Origin of the sequence: Aeromonas sp. s7(2024) (assembly GCF_040907825.1) — a bacterium.
Classification (GTDB): domain Bacteria; phylum Pseudomonadota; class Gammaproteobacteria; order Enterobacterales; family Aeromonadaceae; genus Aeromonas; species Aeromonas veronii.
On record NZ_JBFOCM010000017.1, the window covers coordinates 15,020 to 34,918 of the forward strand.

Sequence of the window (19,899 nt, forward strand, 5' to 3'; positions counted from 1 at the left end):
ATGCTGACAAGGGGGTTTTCTTTGTCATCCCCCTATAAAATCAATACCATGGCGTAAATGATTCTCAGTGGAACCCGCTTCTTGACCAGCTCGCAACCCTGTGTGCGCTTTTGTGGCGTCGACAAATTCTATGGCGATTTTCAGGCTCTTCATCACATCGATCTCACCATTGAACGGGGAGAGAAGTGGGTTATCTGTGGCCCGTCAGGCTCGGGAAAATCGACCCTGATCCGCACCATCAACGGGCTGGAGGGGATCGACGACGGCCAGCTGTTCCTGTTTGGCGAGCCGGTGACCCCTTCCTACCTGCGCCGCCTGCAAGGTCGGGTTGGCATGGTGTTTCAGCAGTTCAACCTCTTCCCCCATATGACGGTGCTGGAAAACCTGATGGTGGCGCCGGTGCATACCCTGGAGTTGCGCCCTGAGGAGGCCAAAGCCCGGGCGCTCGGGCTGCTCGAGCGGGTGCGCATTCAGGCACAGGCCGACAAGTACCCCCACCAGCTCTCCGGCGGCCAGCAGCAGCGGGTCGCCATCGCCCGATCCCTCTGCATGCAACCCGAGCTGATGCTGTTTGACGAGCCCACCTCCGCCCTCGACCCCGAGATGATCCGCGAAGTGCTTGATGTGATCCGCGAGCTGGCTGACGAGGGAATGACCCTGATCTGCGTCACCCACGAGATGGGCTTTGCCCGTCAGGTAGCGGATCGGGTGCTCTTTATGGATGAGGGGAAGATCATCGAGTCGGCCCCGCCCGCCCAGCTGTTCAACGCCCCCCGGCACCCGCGAACCCAGGCCTTCCTCGAACAGGTACTTAGCTATCATGGCTAGGCTCAATCGCCCCCGCCTGCTCGGCTGGCTGTCGGGCACTGTGATGCTCTCTGCGCTACTGGGCTGGGCGCTCTATAGCGGCGCTCGCCAAATGGGCTATGAGTGGCAGTGGCCGCGGGTGTTGCCCTTTCTCGGCGAATGGGATGAGAGAACCTTTTATGCCGGCCCCTTGCTAAACGGCCTGCTGGTCACTTTGCAGGTGGCGCTGCTCAGCCTGTTGGGCACGATGGCGGTCGGGGTGTGCGTGGTCAGCCTGCGGCTGCTCCCCTCCCGGCTCGGCCCCTGGCTCGCCATCGCCTATCTGGCGCTGGTGCGCACCACGCCCCAGCTGGTGCAACTTTATATTCTCTATTTCTTGCTGGGTCCCATGCTGGGATTGGCCCCCCTTGCCTGCGCCGTGTTGAGCCTCTCCCTCTATCAGGGGGCCTTCACCGCCGAAGTGCTGCGTGCAGGTGTACAGGCCATTCCCAAAGGACAGTGGGAGGCAGCCCAGTCGCTTGGCTTGTCACGGGCCATCACCCTGCGCAAGGTGATCCTGCCCCAGCTGGTGCGCATCACCTTGCCGCCGCTGACCAACGAGCTGGTCTCCCTTATCAAACATTCGGCGCTGGTGAGTGTGATCGCCATCTTCGATCTGACCAACGAAGGGCGTACTCTGGTTGCCGATACGTTTCTGACCTTTGAGGTGTGGTTTACCGTAGCTGCCCTCTATTTGCTGTTAACCCTGACGCTGTCAGCCTGTTCGCGGGCGCTGGCCCGTCACCTGAATCCGGATCAACAAGGACGCTAACCATGAATCTGTCATTCAAGACCACCCTGTCGGGCGCTGCCCTGCTGCTGGCAAGCCTGCTCACTCCGGCACTGGCACAAACTGCCCCCTCCGACACCCAGGCGCAGATCGAGCAGAGCGGTACCCTGCGGGTCGGCATGTCCACCTTCGCCCCCTGGGCAATGCGCGACAAGCAGGGGGCCCTGATCGGTTTCGAGATTGACGTGGCCCGTCGCCTCGCCACAGATCACGGCTGGCAGGTAGAGTTCGTGCCTACCGCCTGGGATGGCATCATCCCCTCCCTGTTGGCGAAAAAATATGACGTCATCATCGGCGGCCTCACCATCACCCCCGAGCGGGAGAAGAGCGTGCGCTTCACCCAGGCCTACTCCCACTCGGGGGTGCAGCTGGCCGCCTCCAGCGCCATGGCCAAAGAGAAGAAAACCGTGGCGGACTTCAACCAACGCGGGGTGATCCTGGCGGTACGTCGTGGCGCCTCACCGGTACAGGTGGCAAAAGAACACTTCCCCAAGGCCACCTTGCGCCAGTTTGATGACGAGTCACAGGTATTTCAGGAAGTGCTGAACGGCCGCGCCCACGGCGCCCTCTCCTCTTCCCCGAAACCCGAGCAAGAGGCGCTGCGCCACCCCGATGCCCTCTTTATGCCGTTTGCCGAGCCGTTGGCACAAGGCGATGAAGGCTTTGCCCTGCGCAAGGGGGATGATGCCCTGGCTGAGCAGTTCAACGAGTGGATCGCAGCCCGTCAGGCCGATGGCTGGCTCAAAGCGCGCCATGACTACTGGTTCAAGTCGCTGGCGTGGGAAGCGCAGGTCGCCAATCCCTGATGCTGATTGCTCTAAAACAGACCATCCGGCGCATCGTCCGTGGGGCATGTCGGAACATCAACTGGCTGGATGGTGCGATCGCCCTGATCCTGCTGCTGGCTGGCCTCTGGCTGGCCAGCCGCTTGCACATCGGGGTGGCCTATCAGTGGCGCTGGCATGAGGCCTTCGATCTGCTGTTCACCCCAGGCCCTCACGGCGAGTTGCCCTACTTTTTCAGCGGTCTGCTCACTACCTTGCGCATCGCCCTGCTCGGCATGGTGCTGGCGCTGCTGCTCGGCACTGCGCTGGGGGTAGCCGCCTTCAGCCGCCGACCCTGGCTGGTGATGCCCGCGACCCTGTTTATCCAGCTGATCCGCAATCTGCCGCCGCTGGTCTTTATCTTCATCTTCTACTTCTTTATCGCCAACCAGCTGCTGCCTGCGAGCGGCCTCTCCCGCTGGCTCGGCACCGTATCGCTCTCCCCGTGGCAAGAGGCGCTGTTTGGCCCACCTGCCCGCTGGGAGAACCTCATCTCAGGCACCCTCTGCGTTGGCATGATCAGCGCCGCCTTCGTCGCCGAGATCGTCCGCGCCGGGCTGGCCGCCATCCCCCGTGGCCAGTGGGAGGCGGCGCAGAGCCTCGGGCTCTCCCCCTGGGTGCGGCTGCGCCATGTGATCCTGCCGCAGGCCATGCTGCTGATGTTGCCCCCCCTCACCGGTCAGCTCATCGCGCTGGTGAAGGATACCGCCATCGTTTCCCTTATCTCGGTGCAGGAGCTCACCTTCGTCGGTACCGAGATGGCCAACTCCAGCGGACTGGTCTACGAGATCTGGCTGCTGGTAGCCGCAGCCTATTTATCTATATGTTTGAGTCTGTTCGTATTACTGAGCCGACTCGAAGCAAGACAAGGAGCACGCTCATGCTGACGTCCCTGTTGCTGGCGACCGTGTTGCAAGCAGAAGCCATCGGCGGTTATGCCGCCGGTTGCCTGAAAAACGGCGTATCCCTGCCCCTCGAAGGGCCGGGTTATCAGGTGATCCGCACCAAGCGGCTGCGCTACTACGGCCACCCCGACCTCATCCACTATCTGCAAGCGCTGGCCAACCAGACCCGCATGGCCGGGCTGCCGGATCTCTATATCGCCGATCTGGCGATGGCCCGTGGCGGCCCCTTTACCTCCGGCCATCGCAGCCACCAGACTGGCCTTGATGCCGATATCTGGTTTCGCATGGCCAACCGCCCCATCAGCAAATGGGAGCAGGATGCCCCCAAGGAGTGGGCACTGATCGACGAACCCAGCTACAAGATGTTGCCGGGGCGCTTTGGCCCACAGCAGCTCACCCTGCTGCGGCTGGCGGCCAGCAAGCCCGAGGTGGCCCGCATCTTCGTCAATCCGGTGATCAAATCCGCGGTCTGCCAACAGGCTGGTAACGAACCCTGGGTCGCCAAGCTGCGCCCCTGGGTGGGCCACTTCAGCCACTTCCACGTGAGGCTGCGCTGCCCGGTGGGCAGCCCCGATTGCGAACCTCAGGCCCCCATTCCGCCCGGCAATGGCTGCGGGGAAGAGCTGGCCTCCTGGCTCAAAGACAAGCCCCAACTGCCCAAGGTCTCCGGCATCATCAAGCGACCCGAACTACCTGCGCGTTGTGGCAACTGACCCCAAGCTGGTATGGTGGTGCACTCTTGGTCGTACACCATCCATGGCGCACTATCGACTCGAAATATCAAAGGAGAACAACAAGATGGCCACATCACTCTGGCGCAGAACCACGCAGAGCCTGTTGACCCTGACCCTGCTGATCGGCCTGACCGGCTGCGGCATGAACAATATTCCGACCCTGGATGAGCAGGTCAAGGCGAGCTGGGGGCAGGTGGAGAACCAGTATCAGCGCCGTGCCGATCTCATTCCCAATCTGGTCGCCACCGTCAAGGGCTACGCCAGCCATGAGCAGGAGACCCTAAAGGCGGTCACCGATGCCCGTGCCCGGGTCGGCAGCGTGCAGGTGAGCGATCCTGCCCAGCTCAAGGAGTTTGAAGCGGCGCAGAACCAGCTCTCCAGCGCCCTCTCTCGCCTGATGGTGGTGGTAGAGCGCTACCCCGAGCTGAAAGCGGATCAGCAGTTCCTTGCCCTGCAGGCCCAATTGGAAGGAACCGAGAACCGCATCTCGGTGGCTCGCCGCGACTATATCGAGGCGGTGCGCCAGTTCAACACCGAGATCCGCACTTTCCCCGGCGTTATCTGGTCCAAGCTGCTCTACTCGGATCTGGAGGCCAAACCCAGTTTCAGTGCCAAACCCGGTGCCGATGAGGCGCCCAAGGTCAGCTTCCAATGAAGATGATGCTGCGCTGGTTTCTTCCCTGTCTGCTGCTCTGGGCCACTGCCCTGCAAGCGGCACCCGACTTCCCGACGCTGAGCGGACGGGTGGTGGATGAAGCCAGTCTGATGTCCCGCAAACAGGCCCATCAACTGACCCAACAGCTGGCCGCCTTTGAAAAGCGCAGCGGCATCCAGCTGGTGGTGGTCTCCGTCGACAGCCTCGATGGGGAGACCATCGAGGAGTACGGCTACCAGCTCGGTCGCCACTGGGGGATCGGCCAGAAAGGCAAAAACAATGGCGTGTTGTTGCTGATCGCCCAGGATGAGCGCAAGGTGCGGATCGAGGTAGGCTATGGATTGGAAGGCGCCCTGCCCGACGCCATCGCCGCCAACATCATCCATGGCCGCATCCTGCCCGCCTTCAAGCGCGGCGATATGGTGGCCGGGATCATGGCGGGCAGCCAGAGCATCATGAAGGCACTCGCCGGGGAATATCAGCCGGTCGAGCAGCCAAAGAGTGACAACGGTGGCGGCCCCTGGCTGTTTATTCTGGTGGTGATTGCAATGATCGTGCTCCACAACCTGCGCGGGGGTGGTGGCGGTGGGCCGGGAGGACGACGTCGGTCGACCTACATGGCTGGTGGATTGGGTGCCGGCTCCTTTGGTGGTCGCTCCGGCGGCGGATTCAGCGGTGGCGGCGGCAGTTTTGGCGGCGGCGGAGCCTCCGGTGGCTGGTAACAGGAGTAAAGAGACAAATCATGATTTCTAAACAGTTCTTCCACACGCTTCAGGCCAAGGTGCGCGAAGCGGAGCTAGAGACTGATGCTGAACTGGTCACCGTGCTGGCCCCGGCCAGCGATGGCTATCGCTACATTCCCACCCTCTGGGCGGCGCTGCTGGCGATGCTCACCCCGCTGCTAGTGTTCCAGCTCGGCTTCTGGCTCGGCTGGTACGAAATCCTGCTGGTGCAGTGGTCGGTCTGGCTGCTGCTGAGCCTGCTGTTCCACTGGACCCCCATCAAGATGCGGCTCATCCCGAAGAAGGTTCGCCAGCACCGGGCTGCGCTGATGGCTCGCCTGCAATTTGTCGAGCAAGGGCTGCACCGCACCCGCGACCGGCTCGGGGTGCTGATCTTCGTCTCGGCCGCCGAGCACTATGTAGAAATACTGGTGGATGACGGCATCGCCCAGCATATCGACAATGGCCAGTGGCAGGAGATCATCGACGACTTCGTGGCACGAGTGCGCAACAAGGAGATCGAACAGGGTTTTCTGGAGTGCGTAGAGCGCGTTAGCGCCATTCTGACCGACGCCTTCCCGGCCACCCGGGATCAAAACGAGCTGCCGGACAGTCTGATCATCCTCGACAAGCCCTGAACCGGTTTAAAAAACCGGCATTCTGCGCAAGGGTTAGGCATTCGGAAAAGATTATGAAAAATAAGGGGAAAATAGGTTGACCCACACAGCCCTTTCCCCTAAATTACGCACCGTTCCAGCGCAACAGCGCAGCGAACGAAAATTTGGTGAGGTGTCCGAGTGGCTGAAGGAGCACGCCTGGAAAGTGTGTATACGGCAACGTATCGAGGGTTCGAATCCCTCCCTCACCGCCAAATATAACCCGTTGAATTTCAACGGGTTTTTTTCATTTCTAGACTTACGTGATTTTTTTCCTGGATCAACTAGGTGGAACAATCATGTATCTGAGTAAAAATGCCTCCGGCACCTACTACACTCGCCTCCCACTCCCCAAGGTTTTGCGTGACAGAGGCCTTCCATTTGCCATTCGCACCTCCCTGTGTACCAAAGATCGTCAGCTCGCAGTAGACCGAAACCTGGCTGTGGCAGCTCGTACTCGCGCACTTATCGCGGCTACCCCTGCCGATACGGCTCCCCGCAGTTTCTATCGCTGGATCCGCGCCGATCTAGACGCGTTCAAGGCAGCGGGGTTCATTCCTCCTCAAACACCTTCCACACCTCGTGAACCTTCTGTTAATGCCTCAGCTTGCCCTAGCAGTGGGATCACGCTCAGCCATGCACTGGCGAGATTCATCGAGACTAAAGCCAGTGAGGGGATCCAGCACAAGACGATGGGCCAGCTCCAACTTCGGATCAACGCCTTCGTCACCTGGGCCAAAGGCGTCAAAATCGATGAGGTGACGCCCGCATTGGCACAGACGTACCGTAATGCCCTATTGCGCAAATCTGAGCTCAGTTTCAAAACCAAAGGGGATTACTTAGCCGCACTCAAACAGTTCTTCCGCTGGTGTGTGGCCTTGGAATATTGCGCGCGCAACCCGTTCGACGGACTCACCGCCGGTAAGAAACCCGTCACGCGACGAACCGATGAGGAGCGCATCCGCTGGCAGCGCCCTCAACTGGCCCAACTGTTTGCGAGCCTGCGCAGCAAACAAGCTCAAAAGGGCAAAAGACTGAAAATCCAGGATTGGTGGGTGCCGCTGCTGTGTCTGTATGGCGGACTGCGGCCCTCCGAGGCTTGTCAGCTAAAAACCCAAAACATCAAACAGGTAGACGGCATCTGGTGTCTGGTGGTGGAGGCCGGTGAAGTCGGTCAAGCCCTCAAGACCAGCAACGCCTATCGCACAATTCCACTGCACCATGCGCTGATTGCGCACCAATTCCTGGACTATGTGTCCCATCGTCGCCACCAAGGGCAGACGTTCCTGTTCGATGACAAACCGTCAGGCAAGGATGACGATTGGTCACATAACCTTGTGTGTCGCTTTCAGCGTCATCTCAATGATGCAGGTATCATCGGCAAAGGCCGCCCCACCATTTACGGGCTGCGGCATACCTTTATCGATGAGTTGCAACAGGCCGATGTGGCTGAGCACATCGTGGCGGAATTGGTGGGTCATAGCAAAAAGGGGCTCACGTTTGGGCGCTACGGCAAGCGACTAGGTATCGCGTTGCTGCGAGAAAAAATCGAGTCAATCCCCAGCGATTTAGTCGATTTTTGAATATCAGGCGAAATAGGCATTTGAGTGGGTGAGGTATACCCACTCACGTGCTTGCCTGGCAAGGTAACATGTTGATTTTCATCATTAAAATAGCGTGACTGGCTTCTGATGTTACTGGTCATTAATTTGACAATTTATTTATTTCAAATATATTGAAGGTTGACATTAAATTAGTTTTTGTTAGGTTTCACTTTTTATTTGACTTGGTTTTTACTGAGTGTAATCCTGCGCGAAATTATAATAATAAAAACAGAGCGCACATGAAAAACAACAAAAATCTAAAATCAGATCCTCGTGAAAAAACGTTCAAAACCGCAGTAGAGGAACACCTGAACATAAAATACCGACAGGTATCAGACGCAACCCATGATATTTTGTGTAGAAAGTCCATGCAGCTTATCCGTAAATGGGGAAAAAAGAAGCTGATTGACATTAATGCAACTGACATCGAAATGTATATTGCCAAACTACTAAAACGCCTCAAAGGCAACACGGTCAATCAGTATATTGACATTATGCGACAGGTATTTAACAGGGCCTATCGAGATGGCATTATAAAAATCAATCCGATGTGTCATGTTAAAAATTGTCGATTTGAGGTGGTCGAGCCTCAGCCATTCTTGCAATCAGAGATCCAGTTATTTATTGCACATCAACATATCAACCCTATTGGTGCAGCAATAATCCAGGTTGGTATTTCCACTGGACTGCGGATCAGCGAATTGTTGGCAATTAGCCGTGAGGCTATCGACCTGGATAAACGCACACTGCGTGTTGATCTGGCCTTGGTAGATGGTTGCTATAAAACGCCTAAAACCAAAAGCTCCTGCCGAACAGTCGAGTTGACTGTCCCCGCAGTGCAGGCACTACGCACTCTTCTGGAGCATGCTAGGCATCGCAAAGAGAAAGCGATTTCGGTCATGTGTGCTGACAATCGTACACGGATCAAACTGCGCCGGACTTTATTAGCCTATTATCCGGATAAGCGACGTCAATACACCAGCGTCGATGAATTCAGAGAGGATTTTTTTGAGCCGTTTTGTGCCACAGCGGGGGTTGCCTACCGAGGGCCATCACAATTTAGACATACCTATGCCAGTCAACTGTTGTCCGCAGGTGTTAATATCGAATGGATTGCCAAACAGATGGGGCATACAAGTACCGCAATGATCAGGCGTCATTATGGAAAATGGTTAGTTGAGGATGCTGCGGATTTCAAAACATTAGCCGAAAACGCTCTTGCTCGTTGTTTCCGCCTTAATGAGATGCAGGCTTTGGTTCCGGCCAACAACTCAGAACTGGACATGACTAAATTAATTGCCGACCCACAAATTCAGCAATATTTATTAGGGCTGGTTGCTCAATCAATGAAAAACATACATGTTGGTGAACCGCATTCTCAATCAGATTAGCGATAACTACTGTGATTCATATCGATATATTATTGATTCGATAATACGTTAAATAAGGGCCGTTAAGAGCCTAAGGAATAAAAATGGCTACAGAAAAAACAAAACTAGAATACGAAAGGTTAGCAAAACATTTCTATCTTCGCCTTGAAAGAAAAAACATCAAGGTTACAGCTAAAAACATTTCAGATGAGCTGTTGGCCTGCGCGCCTGAATATCGTCCTGACTACTGGCGTCGCCTGCGTGGAGCACTTGTCTATCATCAAAAAAATCTGGGTTATGTCGAGGCCGCTGAGCGCATTATGGGATTACGTAATCCAGTCACGGCTCAAGGTAGCAATACTCCAGTTAAGAAAAAGCAGAACAGGGTTAAGAGCATCAATCCTGCTGACCAAACCGCGCTGATCGATTATTTCAAAGCGCGGGATGATATAAGAATGGTTGCTGCGATAATACTATTTTCCTACATGGGCATCAGGCCCGCTGAACTTGCTGACATTACAGTAAATGGCGATAAAGTACGTATTGTTGGGGCAAAAAAGAGCCATGATGGTATTCGTGGTGCAGACAGGACTCTGCAATTTGAAGGCGTTGACCCTCGCTGGTTAAGCTCAATAGTCAGAGAAGCACAGTTCGCCAATATTAAATCGTTGCAAGATAAACTTCGCATTGCAGGAAAAAATTTATGGCCGAAGCGCAATCATCTCCCTACATTTTATAGTTGGCGTCATCAATTGGGTTCAGAGCTCAAAGCCTCCGGAATGGACCGTGTACAAATTGCCTATTTGATGGGACATCAGGCCACAGCCTCAGTTAATCGTTACGGAAATCGAAAATCAGCAAGAGGAGGACGTTTACCGAGTTGTCCTGCTGATGCTGACCTGAGCCACATTAGAGTGACTCACAGCGTGCCGTCTGCGGATAATAAAAGCTATATCCAGCCAAATACACCAATAATGGTGGTCGAGCCAAGTGAGGAATCAAATGTTAAGCGGAAAGGAATGGCTGCATTTATAAATAGAGACAAATCAAAAGATGATGGTTTCTCGCGGTAATATTCTCAATCTTCACTCATCAAAAATAGTCATGCTCGGACATATAAACACCTAATGATGGTCTTCATTGGCGTGAAAAATATAACATGTAGCGCTTACGGATGCGCACGTAAGTGCGCCATGAAAAGAGTCGAAAGTACGCAAAGAATACAACCGTAAGTATGATTTAAAACACACCGTAAGCACGGCTGTTGAAAACCATACTTACGCACGTAAGTATGGGGGTGTGTCGAGGTTACGAGACCGGAACCCCCGTAGGTTGCGCAGCGACCGGAGTGGGGTGGAGAACCCTTTTTTATGGATGGTATGAAGCGGTCAATATGGGATGACGAAGGAGGCGGGTATAGGGGTCAAGGTGGAGTCTGACTCGGGACGAGGAGGAACAACCTTGACGCCTATATCTCGGTGACGGTCATCCCATATTGATGGCGCAATACCATTCATAAAAACGGTTTGAATTTAATTGAGTGGAGCCATGTATGTTTTAACTACCCCACTCAATTAAAAAGTAGATAATGGCAGAGGTTATATATAACAACAATCAGGTGATAACACCGAGGATAATAAAAATGAAAAATAATAAAAACAAAACAGCGGGGTATGATATTCCGTCATATGACGGTCAGAAGGACGGTGCTGCCACACAACAGGTGCAGCAGGCTGTCAGGTCGGTGATGCAGGGTAAACTGCTGACTCTGCCGGATATGAGCCCTACTGGCCGCCCCATCAAAACCAGCTCGAATTTGTTTGCTCTTATCACATTCAACGGTTGGGAGCCACGCTACAACCTGATGACGGGTGAGGCAGAACTGGCTGATGCGGATGGTGAGCGTCTGGGAGGCTCTGAGGCGGGTCAGCGATCCGCGCTGGTTGATGCCTGCCAGTTGGCAGGTGTGCCGGATGCCGTGATTGAGGAGCACCTGATCGCAATTTGTGAGCGCCACAGTTATCACCCTGTGCGTCAGTGGCTCGAACGTGTGGCACCGTGGGATGGGAAACCGCGCATCGATGCGGTGATTGCTACCCTCAATCCTGCTAATCCCGTCTATGCGAGTGCGGTGTTACATGCATGGCTGGTTGGGTGTGTCGCTGCACTCTATCAACCGCGCTGGTACTCGAAATTGGTGCCTGTGTTGGTGGGGGCACAGTCCTATCGAAAAAGCGCCTGGGTGAGCCGTCTGGCTACTGTGGTGCAAGGTTCGACCCTTGATTGTGCCATCAATCCAGACAAGCCTGATGATGTTCGTCGCGCAGTGTCTGCATGGGTTGTGGAGCTGGCTGAGCTTGAGAGTACGACCCGACATGAGGCGGGTAGCCTCAAGGCTTTTTTGACCCGAGAGAACGACAGCTATCGCCTACCCTATGCCCGCAGCATGACCACCAAAAAGCGCCAGACTTCCTATATTGCCACGGTCAACGGGACGGATTTTCTCAAGGATACAACCGGTAACTCCAGATTTGCTGTTATCGAGTTGGCTGCGGCAGCTGATGTTGAGCGCCTCAATACGGTCCTGGGCTGGAGCTGGAGTGCAGGCCGTTTGTCCCAGACAGACCCTGAGCAACTGCGCCAGTTTTGGCTGGAGGTAAGGGAGCGCTATGAGTCAGGAGCAACGTGGTTTCTGGATGATGCAACAGCTGCACTAGCTGCATCGGAAAACGATGCTCACACAGACAAGGGTCCATATTATGAGGTTATTTACCACCACCATCTATCGCGTCCACTGGCCTCATCTGAATGGCTCACGGCGAGCGAGCTGTGCGCCCGCCACGGTGAGAGGCTGAGCATGGCGAGTAGTTGGGGTAAGGCACTCCGGTTGCTCGCGAGCGAGGGCAAGCTCCAGAGCCGCAGGGTGCGTTCTAATAGGACCGAGTACCTGCTGCCCGTCGATAGCCCCAAAGAGAAGGGCAAAGCCGACAAGTGACTCTTAAGCCCTGCCGATAAGGCGGGGCTTTTTCTGCCCGTCTATTGGGCAAATGATTAATTGGTTAAGTGCATGTTAAGTGGTTTTTCTAGCTTCTTAACCAGCCTCAAACCCTCGCCATTACTGACCTACAGTGGTTTTTGGTTAATTGATTAAGGTGATTTATATATAAACACTGAGTAAACCTTGATAAGAGCCCATCCAGCACTCACCACGCTTCATAGCAACTTCACTTACTCAGCTTAACCATCATTACCTCAAACGCAGTCATGGCAAGGGTTTGAGGCTGATTAAGAGGGGATTCACTCGCTTAACCTGCATCTAACCAAAATAACCCATGACATCCAATAAAGAATGCTGATCACTACCACAACTCGGCTGGTGAATTAGGTCGTAGAGGCTATAAAACGTAAACTGGGTAGAATCTGATTTTCTTATTGCCGTTGAGTGCTCAACGGCAGATTAGCCATATCACCCCTTCTGCGCCCTTGTTGGTGATTATCAGTCCGCACGAGTCATGCCAAGCAACCAAGCCGTTTCATTGATAATATTGGTTTTAGTCGTGATATAGCTCATGTTCATGGTTGTAAAAGCATGATAGTGTTGAATAAATCATGGGTAAGGCCCAAGTGAGCTCAGCGTTATAGATTACTCGTTTCATTGTCTCAACCGGCTAGTGGTATCGTCGATTGAGCCGTGGTGCAGGTCAAACACACTCTGCCCAAAGGAAGCATGGGCACAGAGAATCGATTGCAATACCGCAGACTGGAGTGGTGAGCCAGTGTGCGGTAGCTTTACCTAAAGGTGGATAATGTGCTGCGTATGTCCGAATGGTCTCGTTGTTCTTGCACAGTTCTCGGAGCGGAGCCCAGCACCTCTTGCCAGCTGATGGTTAACAAAGGAGTCGTGTAACTTGTGATAACTGTTAGGTGGATAGTTTATCATACTGTACAGCGGTCGCCCTTTAGTAAGTGTTATGCCCTTAAGGAGGTAGTGTGCCGTATCAAGTGATGAGACGAGATCTGACAGATACCACTCGGAAGTGTGATTTCTGCCCACAGTATTTAAGTTCTCTTAAGGCCTATGTCTTAAAAGATTTAGAGACTGGGAAGTTATTTTATGCAGGACCTACATGCGCTAAAAATAAAGCAGGGGAAGGCTCAACGGTTGGAGTTCCTGACTTAACCAAATTTACATTATCAGCAAATGATAGAGAATGTAGTGGTTCCGGTGGACAAGGTGGAACGTCCGAAGTTAACCCAGAAAAAAATGCAATAGAATACCTTTTGTTAAGAGAGCTGAAGCTTGTTTCTGAACTTAACTGCTCATACTCAGTATTGAAAAATTATTATGAAAAATATTGCTCCACAGAGCTTTCAGAAGCCGACGTGCGTCATGTAAATAATATTGCAGCTAGAGCCCCTGATAACCTCAGTCCACACTCACTCCAACGAACATATAATTGTTTGTTTTGGATTGATGTAGCCATCGAGAAGCTGCCGCCAGAAAAAACTGATTTTCTAAAAGGTGTCAGAAAGACCATTCTCTCAAAAGGGAAAGTTTATGACAAGCAAATATCATCCATAAATAAGTGGTTTAAAAATATAAATGGTGTGCCACAGTTAAAATAATTCATAGTAAAGCTACCTTTCTGTTGTAATTTTTAGGTTTGGAGTGGGCATCAGCAAAGTCGCAAACGCGTTGGTGATTGTGGCTTATGGTAATGTTAGGGAGAAAAATTTGAATAATTTAGAAGTCAATTATAAAGAACGCATTTCTGGTCTTTTCACGGATGGTTTCGAGAAAGCATTACTTAACGCCGCATTCAGTAATTTAAACGTTCCAAATCCATTAAGATTCAATAATTTTGCATATTCATTGAGAGAGCTGTTGCGTCATGTTTTACACCGATTATCTCCTGATGGAGATATATCTCAATGCGACTGGTTTAAACCTGATCCCACTTCTTCAACAGGATATACCAGACAGCATCGGTTAAAATATGCGATCCAAGGTGGACTATCCGATTTTTACGTGACCAAAAAGCTTAAAATTGATGAAATAGATGATGTGATTAGAGAGCTTCTTTCTATTATAAAGCTACTCAGTGGCTATACTCATATTGAGTCACACACATTCGACATCAGTGAATCAGAAGTAGAAAAATTGTCTACAGAGTGCTTAGAAGTCACTTTGAGATTTGTGGAAAAAATATCTGAAACACGAAATGAAATACTAGGTATGTTAATCGATGAAATAGATAGAAATCTATTGGAACGTATAATTTCAGAATCTGTTACTGAAATTATAGAGCTATCGACGCACCAGTATATTGAAGACATATATCATGATGGTGCTTATGTTGATAGAATTGGCCCTAAATCACTAACACTTAAAGTAACAGGGCATCTTGATTGTGAGCTTCAATATGGTTCTGGATCAGACATTCGTAGAGGTGATGGGGGCATAATTGCAACATCATTTCCATTTTTCGGAACAATAGATGTTAAGTTCGAAGCCCCATTAGGCAGTGTGATGGAAGTTGACAGCCTAAATGTCGATACATCAAGTTGGTACGAATAGAGCTTCTAACAAGCTAACTCTAGTTTAAATAGGAAAATGCTTTCCCCAGAGAATACTTTATCAATTAAACTATGAAGCAAAAATATAATTCTAGAATATCGATAAAACCCCAAATGATCGTTAGGTGGATTGCTAGTAAACTAGGAAGTAGGAGAGCTGGTTCTATATGTCTGAAAAATTAATTCGGTGGGGCGTTTTTAGCGTAATGTTTGCACTACTTCCTATTTGTTTTCATGTGTTAAAGATTGCAAGTGCCGGGAAGGCCTTGTCTATTGAAAGTGTTTTTGGTAGTGGTGAGCTACTACTAATCGGTGCCGCAATTTCGGCCGCAGCTATAGGTGAATTAGTTATCGGTAATGCTTATAAAAGAAATATAAAACTAATTATATGTGGTGCTTGTATATTTTTGTTAGCATTGAACTCTCTTTGGTATGCAGATGTTTCAAGTGTTGCTAATGGTCAAGTGGCATATGATTTAAACGTAATTGCATCTGGGTCAGTAACTATGTTTTTAATAACTCTTGTTGTTAGTGGGTTGTGCGTAGCACTATCGGAGGTTACGGAATGACATTCGATAGTTTAGTTATATACGCATCATTGGTAACAGCAATTATTTCGATGTTTGTATTTGCATATTCAACATTTACATCAAAGCGGGGTTATCCAGATGTAACCGGCACTTGGACTCTATCTTTAAGTGTGGGGCCTTCATGTGCTTATGATGTAATAAAAGGGAAGATGATTATTAAAAGGCAGTTTCTTGGAGAATTACATGGTGTAATTGAAACCGAAACCAGCATCACTACTTTCAAAGGAACAATTAATAGACATGGCATGATTCAATGTGTGTATGGTTCTCCTGATGGAATTTCTGGAAATTTAATGCTGCTTTTAAAAACTGGAGGTCTTAGTGCCGAAGGACAGTATATGACCGCAGGCCAAGGTGGCCATATAACACAAGGCTATATATTTCTGGAACGAGCGGCTAACAAGAATATGCAGTCAGCCAAGTAAATTAATTAGATTATTTAGGCGTTACTTTCCTTTCAAAGTAAGGAGCAATTTATGAGTAGGGATTGGGAGTCTGTATTTGAAAGGTGGTCTCAAGGACCAAGTGCAACTGAGCAAGAGAGAGCTGAGAATGCTGAACGACAAATAAAGCAAGCAATTCAGGCAAGTGATAAGTTAAAAAATAGAAATATCATAGTTTTTACACAAGGCTCTTACAGGAACAGGGTTAATGTAAGGCAGGATAGTGATGTAGATGTAGGTGTTCTCTGTTTTGATACCTATTTTCCTGAATATCCTGATGATAATGTAAAAATGGAGCTTTCAAAAAGTTTTGCTCCAGCTACATATGAATACGCTCAATTTAAAAGTGAGCTAGAAGAGGCTCTTATAGCTAGATTTGGAAGAACGGCGGTTACACGTGGTAGTAAAGCTTTTGATATAAAAGCGAACACACATCGCGTAGAGTCAGATGTGGCTGCGTTTTTTGAGCATCGTAGATATATTACCTCCACACGTTATCATTCTGGAGTCGAAATGATACCGGATGATTACGACCCACCTAGAGTGAAAAATTGGCCTGAGCAGCATTATCAAAATGGTGTTTTTAAGAATAATGCCACATCAAGAAGATACAAGAGAGTTGTTCGTGTACTAAAGAAACTATCGAACGAGATGGCATCAAACGGTATTCAGTCAGCAAAAGATGCACCGAGTTTCCTCATTGAGTGCTTAGTGTTCAACGCATCAAGTCCATGCTTTGAATATCTATCTTTCAAACCGATGGTAAGGCATGTGCTCGCAGATATTTTCAATAATACCTTGTCATATGAAAAATGCTCTGAGTGGGGGGAAGTGAGTGAACTTAAGTATCTCTTCAGGAGATCACAGCCGTGGACTCGTGAGAGTGCTCACCAGTTCATAAGTGATGCTTGGGACTACATAGGCTACAAATAATGCTAACTAGACTTCATATTTCGTCGTTTATTGGTCTCACTATCGCAGTTTGGTTACTCGCTCTCTGGTTTCAAGGTATGCCTGTACTCAGATCAGACTTTGTGAAACCATTTGGTACAGTTGTTGGTGTCATAACTTTGCTTATCACCTTGTTTAATAAATATATTTGGTCATGGAAAATATTTAAAGGCTGGTATGTTAAAAGACCAGATTTAAGAGGGACGTGGAAAGTTGAATTGAAAAGTAGCTGGGTCAACCCTGACACAGGTGAAGAGATAGCACCAATATATGGATATGCAGTCATTAGACAGTCTTTAACATTTCTTAGTTTGAGGTTGATGACAAAGGAGTCTAGATCTGTATTGGTCGCCCATAGTATAGAACAGCAAGAAGATGAAGATCTTTATAAGCTTGTTGGCGTTTACCGAAATGAACCGAAAATTGAATTGCAAGGTGTTAGAAGTGAAATTCATCATGGTTCTTTTTCCCTAGAAATTCACGGTTCTCCAGTTGAAGAGCTGGAGGGGCATTATTGGACAGATAGGGCAACTAAAGGCGGAATGAAAATGGTTGGGCGTGTTGAGAAATTATATAACACATATGAGCAGGCGGAGCGTGAGATCGGCAGCTTCGCGAAAATGTGAGTTGTATAGGAAAGGACAACAATATTCCGATAGTCTGAAAGACTGCTCATTTTCTTGACATTCAAGAGTTTCTCTATATAAAAGGCGTAGAAAACCCATGGCAATAGCTTGAGTCAATCGCGCTGTTTTTATGGTCGATGTTAAAGGCGTAAGTCATTGAATATAAAGGTTATATTTGTGCTGTGATATACAAAAGTGAGGGTTCGAATCCCTCCCTCACCGCCAAATCTAAAAAAACCGACCTCAGGGTCGGTTTTTTGCTTTCCGGCAAACACCTATGCCGACAAGTGAGCCAGAGCCACGCAGTGGCAGATTATCCACGCTCTCATCCCCCGGTTTGCAAAGCCCTGATGGAACATCAGAGCTTTTCGTATTGCCAGCTCACGCCCCCTACCTTGCTTTTGTGATTGCCCCACCCGACAAGCGTTCCTTCCTGTCACAACAGGAGCAAAAAGAGGCGTTGTTTCCCAAATCAATACAGCTTGAATGGAACCAACTGAGGGCTCTGTGATCTGATCACCAAACCAAGCAGAGATAATAGACACGGAACAGGACCTTGAAGAGCATGTTAAAAGAACTCAATGCTTAAGGCCCTGTACATGATCATTTTATAGTTTTAGATATTTCACACTTGATTCGATCTATTGATGGTTGACATGCTGGACGACTAAATATTTTGTATGTTGACAAATGAGGGAGGCGTACAAGCAAGGAAACTTGATCACCCCGTTCGTAACGCTGAATTTGGTATCTGACTCTCCCCCAGCCAATCTGTTCATTGATTTTTTCAACCATCTGGAAACCATGCTTGATTAAATGGCTATCCAGTTCATCAAATACGATTTTCGATATCGCGATATAAAGTTTACAGTGAACCTGCTTTATACGCTCATTCCATATTTCACGAGCATGTTCAAGCCACTCATCCTTTCCTTTTAATGTATGCCAATTTCGTGAGCGAGCGGGAATATAGTTTGTCATCAGAGAGCCATCCATGAGCTGTTTGTATGATACACCCAGTTCATCGCCAATTATTGTATATAAGGCTCTCATCTGCTGTTGTAGCGGTGCTTCACCCTCCTCGCAGCCCTTCCAAGGTTCACTGTAGTATGCACATTCAGACTCCACTGAAATTGCATTGGTATCACATGGTCCACCACCTGGATTTATACCAAAGAATGCGACAGGATACTGAGGGGATAGCATGTTATCATACCTACAGAAAAGCAGGTCCCACCCCATATCATTCTTTAAGTTATCATATTTGTTTTGGATGAACGCAAACAGACTCTCTTTACACAAGAAATTGATATCCGTACTCATACATTGTCCATTACATCGTCAAAGTGGAAGTTAGATTGTCATTCTGAATTAAATAAAAGTCAACAAGATAGCGTTTTCACTATTTATGTTTTAAAAGGGAAATTTCATTACTCGTACTTGTCGATTTTAGAAGCCTTTTTATTTTTCAGGGGGGACTTTTAACTGTTGAAAGTTCATTGCAGATATCAATTCTTCCCCAAGTTCCAGAGGGCTTTATACAGGCGTTGTTTCCTAAATCGATGCAGCTTGAATGGAACTAATTGAAAACCCAGTGATCTGATCACCACCATCCCCCTCAAGTCTGCATCATGGGTAAAGCGCTTCACCCCATCACCAATTGGCCTCAATACAACAGGTCTCTGATCAACCGTGGCTCTCTCACTTTCTGGGTTGATGCCGAGGCAATGGATAACTGGTTCCACCAAGTCCATCACGGAAAACGGGGACGCAGCCAGCTCTACACCGACCAGAGCATCTGTACCTTTCTGATGCTCAAAGGGATTTTCAGCCTCACGCTGCGAGCCACTCAGGGGCTACTCGACTCCCTGTTCGAGCTGATGAATGTGCCGCTGTGTGCCCCGGACTACAGCTGTGTCAGCAAGCGCGCACGCACAGTGAAGGTGGCCTATCGGCAGCCCCCTAAGGGGCGTATTACCGACCTGGTTATCGACTCGACGGGTCTGAAAGTGTTTGGCGAAGGCGAGTGGAAAGTCAGAAAACACGGCGCTGAGAAACGTCGAGTCTGGCGCAAGTTACATCTGGCGGTAGACCCGGTGACTCACGATATCGTGGCGGCAGAAGTGTCGCTGGAGAATGTGCATGACGCAGAGGTGTTGCCGACCTTGCTCAATCCTCTGCGTCGCAAGCTGGGGCGTGTTTACGCGGATGGCGCCTATGACAGCAAAGCCAGCCATCGGTTGATTACGCGTAAAGGGGCGACGGCGTGTATCCCGCCTCGCAAAAACGCAGGACTATGGAAAAAGGGCCATCCGAGAAATGAGGCGGTGCAGGTGATGCGCAAGGAAGGGCTGGCGCACTGGAAAAAGATGTCGGGGTATCACCTTCGTTCGCAGGCAGAGACAGCGATGTTCCGGTTCAAACAGTTAATGGCAGGCCAAATCACCCTGCGAAAATACAATGGTCAAGTGGGAGAAGTGATGGCGTATGTGAGCGCGATGAACAAACTGAACACCCTTGGTCTGCTTGTAAGAAAGCCCCGAGTGTAGCGGTCACCCGGGGCTGGGGAAGTCATGACTTGCTGGCTGATTTGGGAAACAACGCCC

At 50.2% G+C, this 19,899-nt stretch carries 20 protein-coding genes and 1 tRNA gene; 20 read left to right on the plus strand and 1 reads right to left on the minus strand.

From position 1 onward, the window contains the following. Positions 1 to 57 precede the first annotated feature (57 nt). The 19 genes from AB5Y73_RS07615 (at position 58) to AB5Y73_RS07705 (ending at position 17,293) form a co-directional block, all read left to right on the plus strand. On the plus strand, positions 58 to 828 hold the full coding sequence (locus AB5Y73_RS07615) for an amino acid ABC transporter ATP-binding protein (RefSeq protein ID WP_279499217.1): 771 nt from the start codon (positions 58 to 60) through the stop codon (positions 826 to 828). Further along, positions 821 to 1,618: an amino acid ABC transporter permease gene (locus AB5Y73_RS07620; RefSeq protein ID WP_181497382.1), complete on the plus strand. Its 798-nt coding sequence runs from the start codon at positions 821 to 823 to the stop codon at positions 1,616 to 1,618. The genes AB5Y73_RS07615 and AB5Y73_RS07620 overlap by 8 nt, the downstream gene beginning before the upstream one ends. Before the next feature lie 2 nt (positions 1,619 to 1,620). Continuing rightward, entirely contained in the window at positions 1,621 to 2,442 is an 822-nt protein-coding gene (locus AB5Y73_RS07625) for a transporter substrate-binding domain-containing protein (protein ID WP_181497383.1), read from the plus strand. Then, on the plus strand, positions 2,442 to 3,347 hold the full coding sequence (locus tag AB5Y73_RS07630) for an amino acid ABC transporter permease (RefSeq protein ID WP_181497384.1): 906 nt from the start codon (positions 2,442 to 2,444) through the stop codon (positions 3,345 to 3,347). The genes AB5Y73_RS07625 and AB5Y73_RS07630 overlap by 1 nt, the downstream gene beginning before the upstream one ends. Further along, entirely contained in the window at positions 3,341 to 4,078 is a 738-nt protein-coding gene (gene mepA / locus AB5Y73_RS07635) for a penicillin-insensitive murein endopeptidase (protein WP_181497385.1), read from the plus strand. The genes AB5Y73_RS07630 and mepA overlap by 7 nt, the downstream gene beginning before the upstream one ends. An 85-nt stretch (positions 4,079 to 4,163) precedes the next feature. After that, positions 4,164 to 4,754: a LemA family protein gene (locus AB5Y73_RS07640; RefSeq protein WP_181497386.1), complete on the plus strand. Its 591-nt coding sequence runs from the start codon at positions 4,164 to 4,166 to the stop codon at positions 4,752 to 4,754. After that, complete coding sequence (locus AB5Y73_RS07645; protein WP_058058421.1) at positions 4,751 to 5,476, plus strand: YgcG family protein; 726 nt, start codon at positions 4,751 to 4,753, stop codon at positions 5,474 to 5,476. Before AB5Y73_RS07640 ends, AB5Y73_RS07645 begins: the two co-directional genes overlap by 4 nt. Before the next feature lie 20 nt (positions 5,477 to 5,496). Next, positions 5,497 to 6,114: a TPM domain-containing protein gene (locus tag AB5Y73_RS07650; RefSeq protein WP_005337196.1), complete on the plus strand. Its 618-nt coding sequence runs from the start codon at positions 5,497 to 5,499 to the stop codon at positions 6,112 to 6,114. Between the two features lie 145 nt (positions 6,115 to 6,259). Continuing rightward, positions 6,260 to 6,347 (plus strand) — tRNA-Ser (locus tag AB5Y73_RS07655). Positions 6,348 to 6,431: 84 nt separating this feature from the next. Beyond that, entirely contained in the window at positions 6,432 to 7,715 is a 1,284-nt protein-coding gene (locus AB5Y73_RS07660; protein WP_224969890.1) for a tyrosine-type recombinase/integrase, read from the plus strand. A 260-nt stretch (positions 7,716 to 7,975) separates the two neighbouring features. Continuing rightward, positions 7,976 to 9,127 (plus strand): site-specific integrase, encoded by a 1,152-nt coding sequence (locus AB5Y73_RS07665; RefSeq protein ID WP_181497387.1) that lies wholly within the window; start codon positions 7,976 to 7,978, stop codon positions 9,125 to 9,127. 83 nt (positions 9,128 to 9,210) lie between these two features. Beyond that, entirely contained in the window at positions 9,211 to 10,179 is a 969-nt protein-coding gene (locus AB5Y73_RS07670) for a site-specific integrase (protein ID WP_181497388.1), read from the plus strand. A gap of 569 nt (positions 10,180 to 10,748) precedes the next feature. After that, positions 10,749 to 12,101, plus strand: coding sequence for a VapE domain-containing protein (locus tag AB5Y73_RS07675; protein WP_181497389.1), 1,353 nt, complete (start codon positions 10,749 to 10,751; stop codon positions 12,099 to 12,101). Between the two features lie 995 nt (positions 12,102 to 13,096). Continuing rightward, positions 13,097 to 13,732 carry a hypothetical protein gene (locus AB5Y73_RS07680; RefSeq protein WP_181497390.1) on the plus strand — a complete coding sequence of 212 codons (636 nt, stop codon included), beginning with the start codon at positions 13,097 to 13,099 and terminating at the stop codon, positions 13,730 to 13,732. Between the two features lie 109 nt (positions 13,733 to 13,841). After that, positions 13,842 to 14,684 carry a hypothetical protein gene (locus tag AB5Y73_RS07685; protein WP_201998293.1) on the plus strand — a complete coding sequence of 281 codons (843 nt, stop codon included), beginning with the start codon at positions 13,842 to 13,844 and terminating at the stop codon, positions 14,682 to 14,684. Between the two features lie 166 nt (positions 14,685 to 14,850). Continuing rightward, positions 14,851 to 15,252, plus strand: a complete 402-nt coding sequence (locus AB5Y73_RS07690; protein WP_181497392.1) for a hypothetical protein — start codon at positions 14,851 to 14,853, stop codon at positions 15,250 to 15,252. Next, positions 15,249 to 15,698, plus strand: coding sequence for a hypothetical protein (locus AB5Y73_RS07695; RefSeq protein ID WP_181497393.1), 450 nt, complete (start codon positions 15,249 to 15,251; stop codon positions 15,696 to 15,698). Before AB5Y73_RS07690 ends, AB5Y73_RS07695 begins: the two co-directional genes overlap by 4 nt. A 51-nt stretch (positions 15,699 to 15,749) precedes the next feature. Continuing rightward, positions 15,750 to 16,649 carry a nucleotidyltransferase gene (locus AB5Y73_RS07700; RefSeq protein WP_181497394.1) on the plus strand — a complete coding sequence of 300 codons (900 nt, stop codon included), beginning with the start codon at positions 15,750 to 15,752 and terminating at the stop codon, positions 16,647 to 16,649. Beyond that, on the plus strand, positions 16,649 to 17,293 hold the full coding sequence (locus tag AB5Y73_RS07705; protein ID WP_181497395.1) for a hypothetical protein: 645 nt from the start codon (positions 16,649 to 16,651) through the stop codon (positions 17,291 to 17,293). The genes AB5Y73_RS07700 and AB5Y73_RS07705 overlap by 1 nt, the downstream gene beginning before the upstream one ends. Positions 17,294 to 17,896: 603 nt before the next feature. Here AB5Y73_RS07705 and AB5Y73_RS07710 read toward each other — a convergent pair. Next, on the minus strand, positions 17,897 to 18,616 hold the full coding sequence (locus AB5Y73_RS07710; protein ID WP_082182278.1) for a hypothetical protein: 720 nt from the start codon (positions 18,614 to 18,616) through the stop codon (positions 17,897 to 17,899). A 308-nt stretch (positions 18,617 to 18,924) separates the two neighbouring features. Between AB5Y73_RS07710 and AB5Y73_RS07715 the strand changes: the two genes are divergently transcribed. Further along, positions 18,925 to 19,842 (plus strand): IS5 family transposase, encoded by a 918-nt coding sequence (locus AB5Y73_RS07715; protein WP_107685037.1) that lies wholly within the window; start codon positions 18,925 to 18,927, stop codon positions 19,840 to 19,842. Positions 19,843 to 19,899 lie beyond the last annotated feature (57 nt).

What these genes read in the sequence shown, in the direction of transcription:
- AB5Y73_RS07615 (WP_279499217.1), top strand. Translation starts at nt 58, where the DNA reads ATGATTCTCAGTGGAACCCGCTTCTTGACCAGCTCGCAACCCTGTGTG.
- AB5Y73_RS07620 (WP_181497382.1), top strand. Translation starts at nt 821, where the DNA reads ATGGCTAGGCTCAATCGCCCCCGCCTGCTCGGCTGGCTGTCGGGCACT.
- AB5Y73_RS07625 (WP_181497383.1), top strand. Translation starts at nt 1,621, where the DNA reads ATGAATCTGTCATTCAAGACCACCCTGTCGGGCGCTGCCCTGCTGCTG.
- AB5Y73_RS07630 (WP_181497384.1), top strand. Translation starts at nt 2,442, where the DNA reads ATGCTGATTGCTCTAAAACAGACCATCCGGCGCATCGTCCGTGGGGCA.
- mepA (WP_181497385.1), top strand. Translation starts at nt 3,341, where the DNA reads ATGCTGACGTCCCTGTTGCTGGCGACCGTGTTGCAAGCAGAAGCCATC.
- AB5Y73_RS07640 (WP_181497386.1), top strand. Translation starts at nt 4,164, where the DNA reads ATGGCCACATCACTCTGGCGCAGAACCACGCAGAGCCTGTTGACCCTG.
- AB5Y73_RS07645 (WP_058058421.1), top strand. Translation starts at nt 4,751, where the DNA reads ATGAAGATGATGCTGCGCTGGTTTCTTCCCTGTCTGCTGCTCTGGGCC.
- AB5Y73_RS07650 (WP_005337196.1), top strand. Translation starts at nt 5,497, where the DNA reads ATGATTTCTAAACAGTTCTTCCACACGCTTCAGGCCAAGGTGCGCGAA.
- AB5Y73_RS07660 (WP_224969890.1), top strand. Translation starts at nt 6,432, where the DNA reads ATGTATCTGAGTAAAAATGCCTCCGGCACCTACTACACTCGCCTCCCA.
- AB5Y73_RS07665 (WP_181497387.1), top strand. Translation starts at nt 7,976, where the DNA reads ATGAAAAACAACAAAAATCTAAAATCAGATCCTCGTGAAAAAACGTTC.
- AB5Y73_RS07670 (WP_181497388.1), top strand. Translation starts at nt 9,211, where the DNA reads ATGGCTACAGAAAAAACAAAACTAGAATACGAAAGGTTAGCAAAACAT.
- AB5Y73_RS07675 (WP_181497389.1), top strand. Translation starts at nt 10,749, where the DNA reads ATGAAAAATAATAAAAACAAAACAGCGGGGTATGATATTCCGTCATAT.
- AB5Y73_RS07690 (WP_181497392.1), top strand. Translation starts at nt 14,851, where the DNA reads ATGTCTGAAAAATTAATTCGGTGGGGCGTTTTTAGCGTAATGTTTGCA.
- AB5Y73_RS07695 (WP_181497393.1), top strand. Translation starts at nt 15,249, where the DNA reads ATGACATTCGATAGTTTAGTTATATACGCATCATTGGTAACAGCAATT.
- AB5Y73_RS07700 (WP_181497394.1), top strand. Translation starts at nt 15,750, where the DNA reads ATGAGTAGGGATTGGGAGTCTGTATTTGAAAGGTGGTCTCAAGGACCA.
- AB5Y73_RS07705 (WP_181497395.1), top strand. Translation starts at nt 16,649, where the DNA reads ATGCTAACTAGACTTCATATTTCGTCGTTTATTGGTCTCACTATCGCA.
- AB5Y73_RS07710 (WP_082182278.1), bottom strand. Translation starts at nt 18,616, where the DNA reads ATGAGTACGGATATCAATTTCTTGTGTAAAGAGAGTCTGTTTGCGTTC.
- AB5Y73_RS07715 (WP_107685037.1), top strand. Translation starts at nt 18,925, where the DNA reads ATGGGTAAAGCGCTTCACCCCATCACCAATTGGCCTCAATACAACAGG.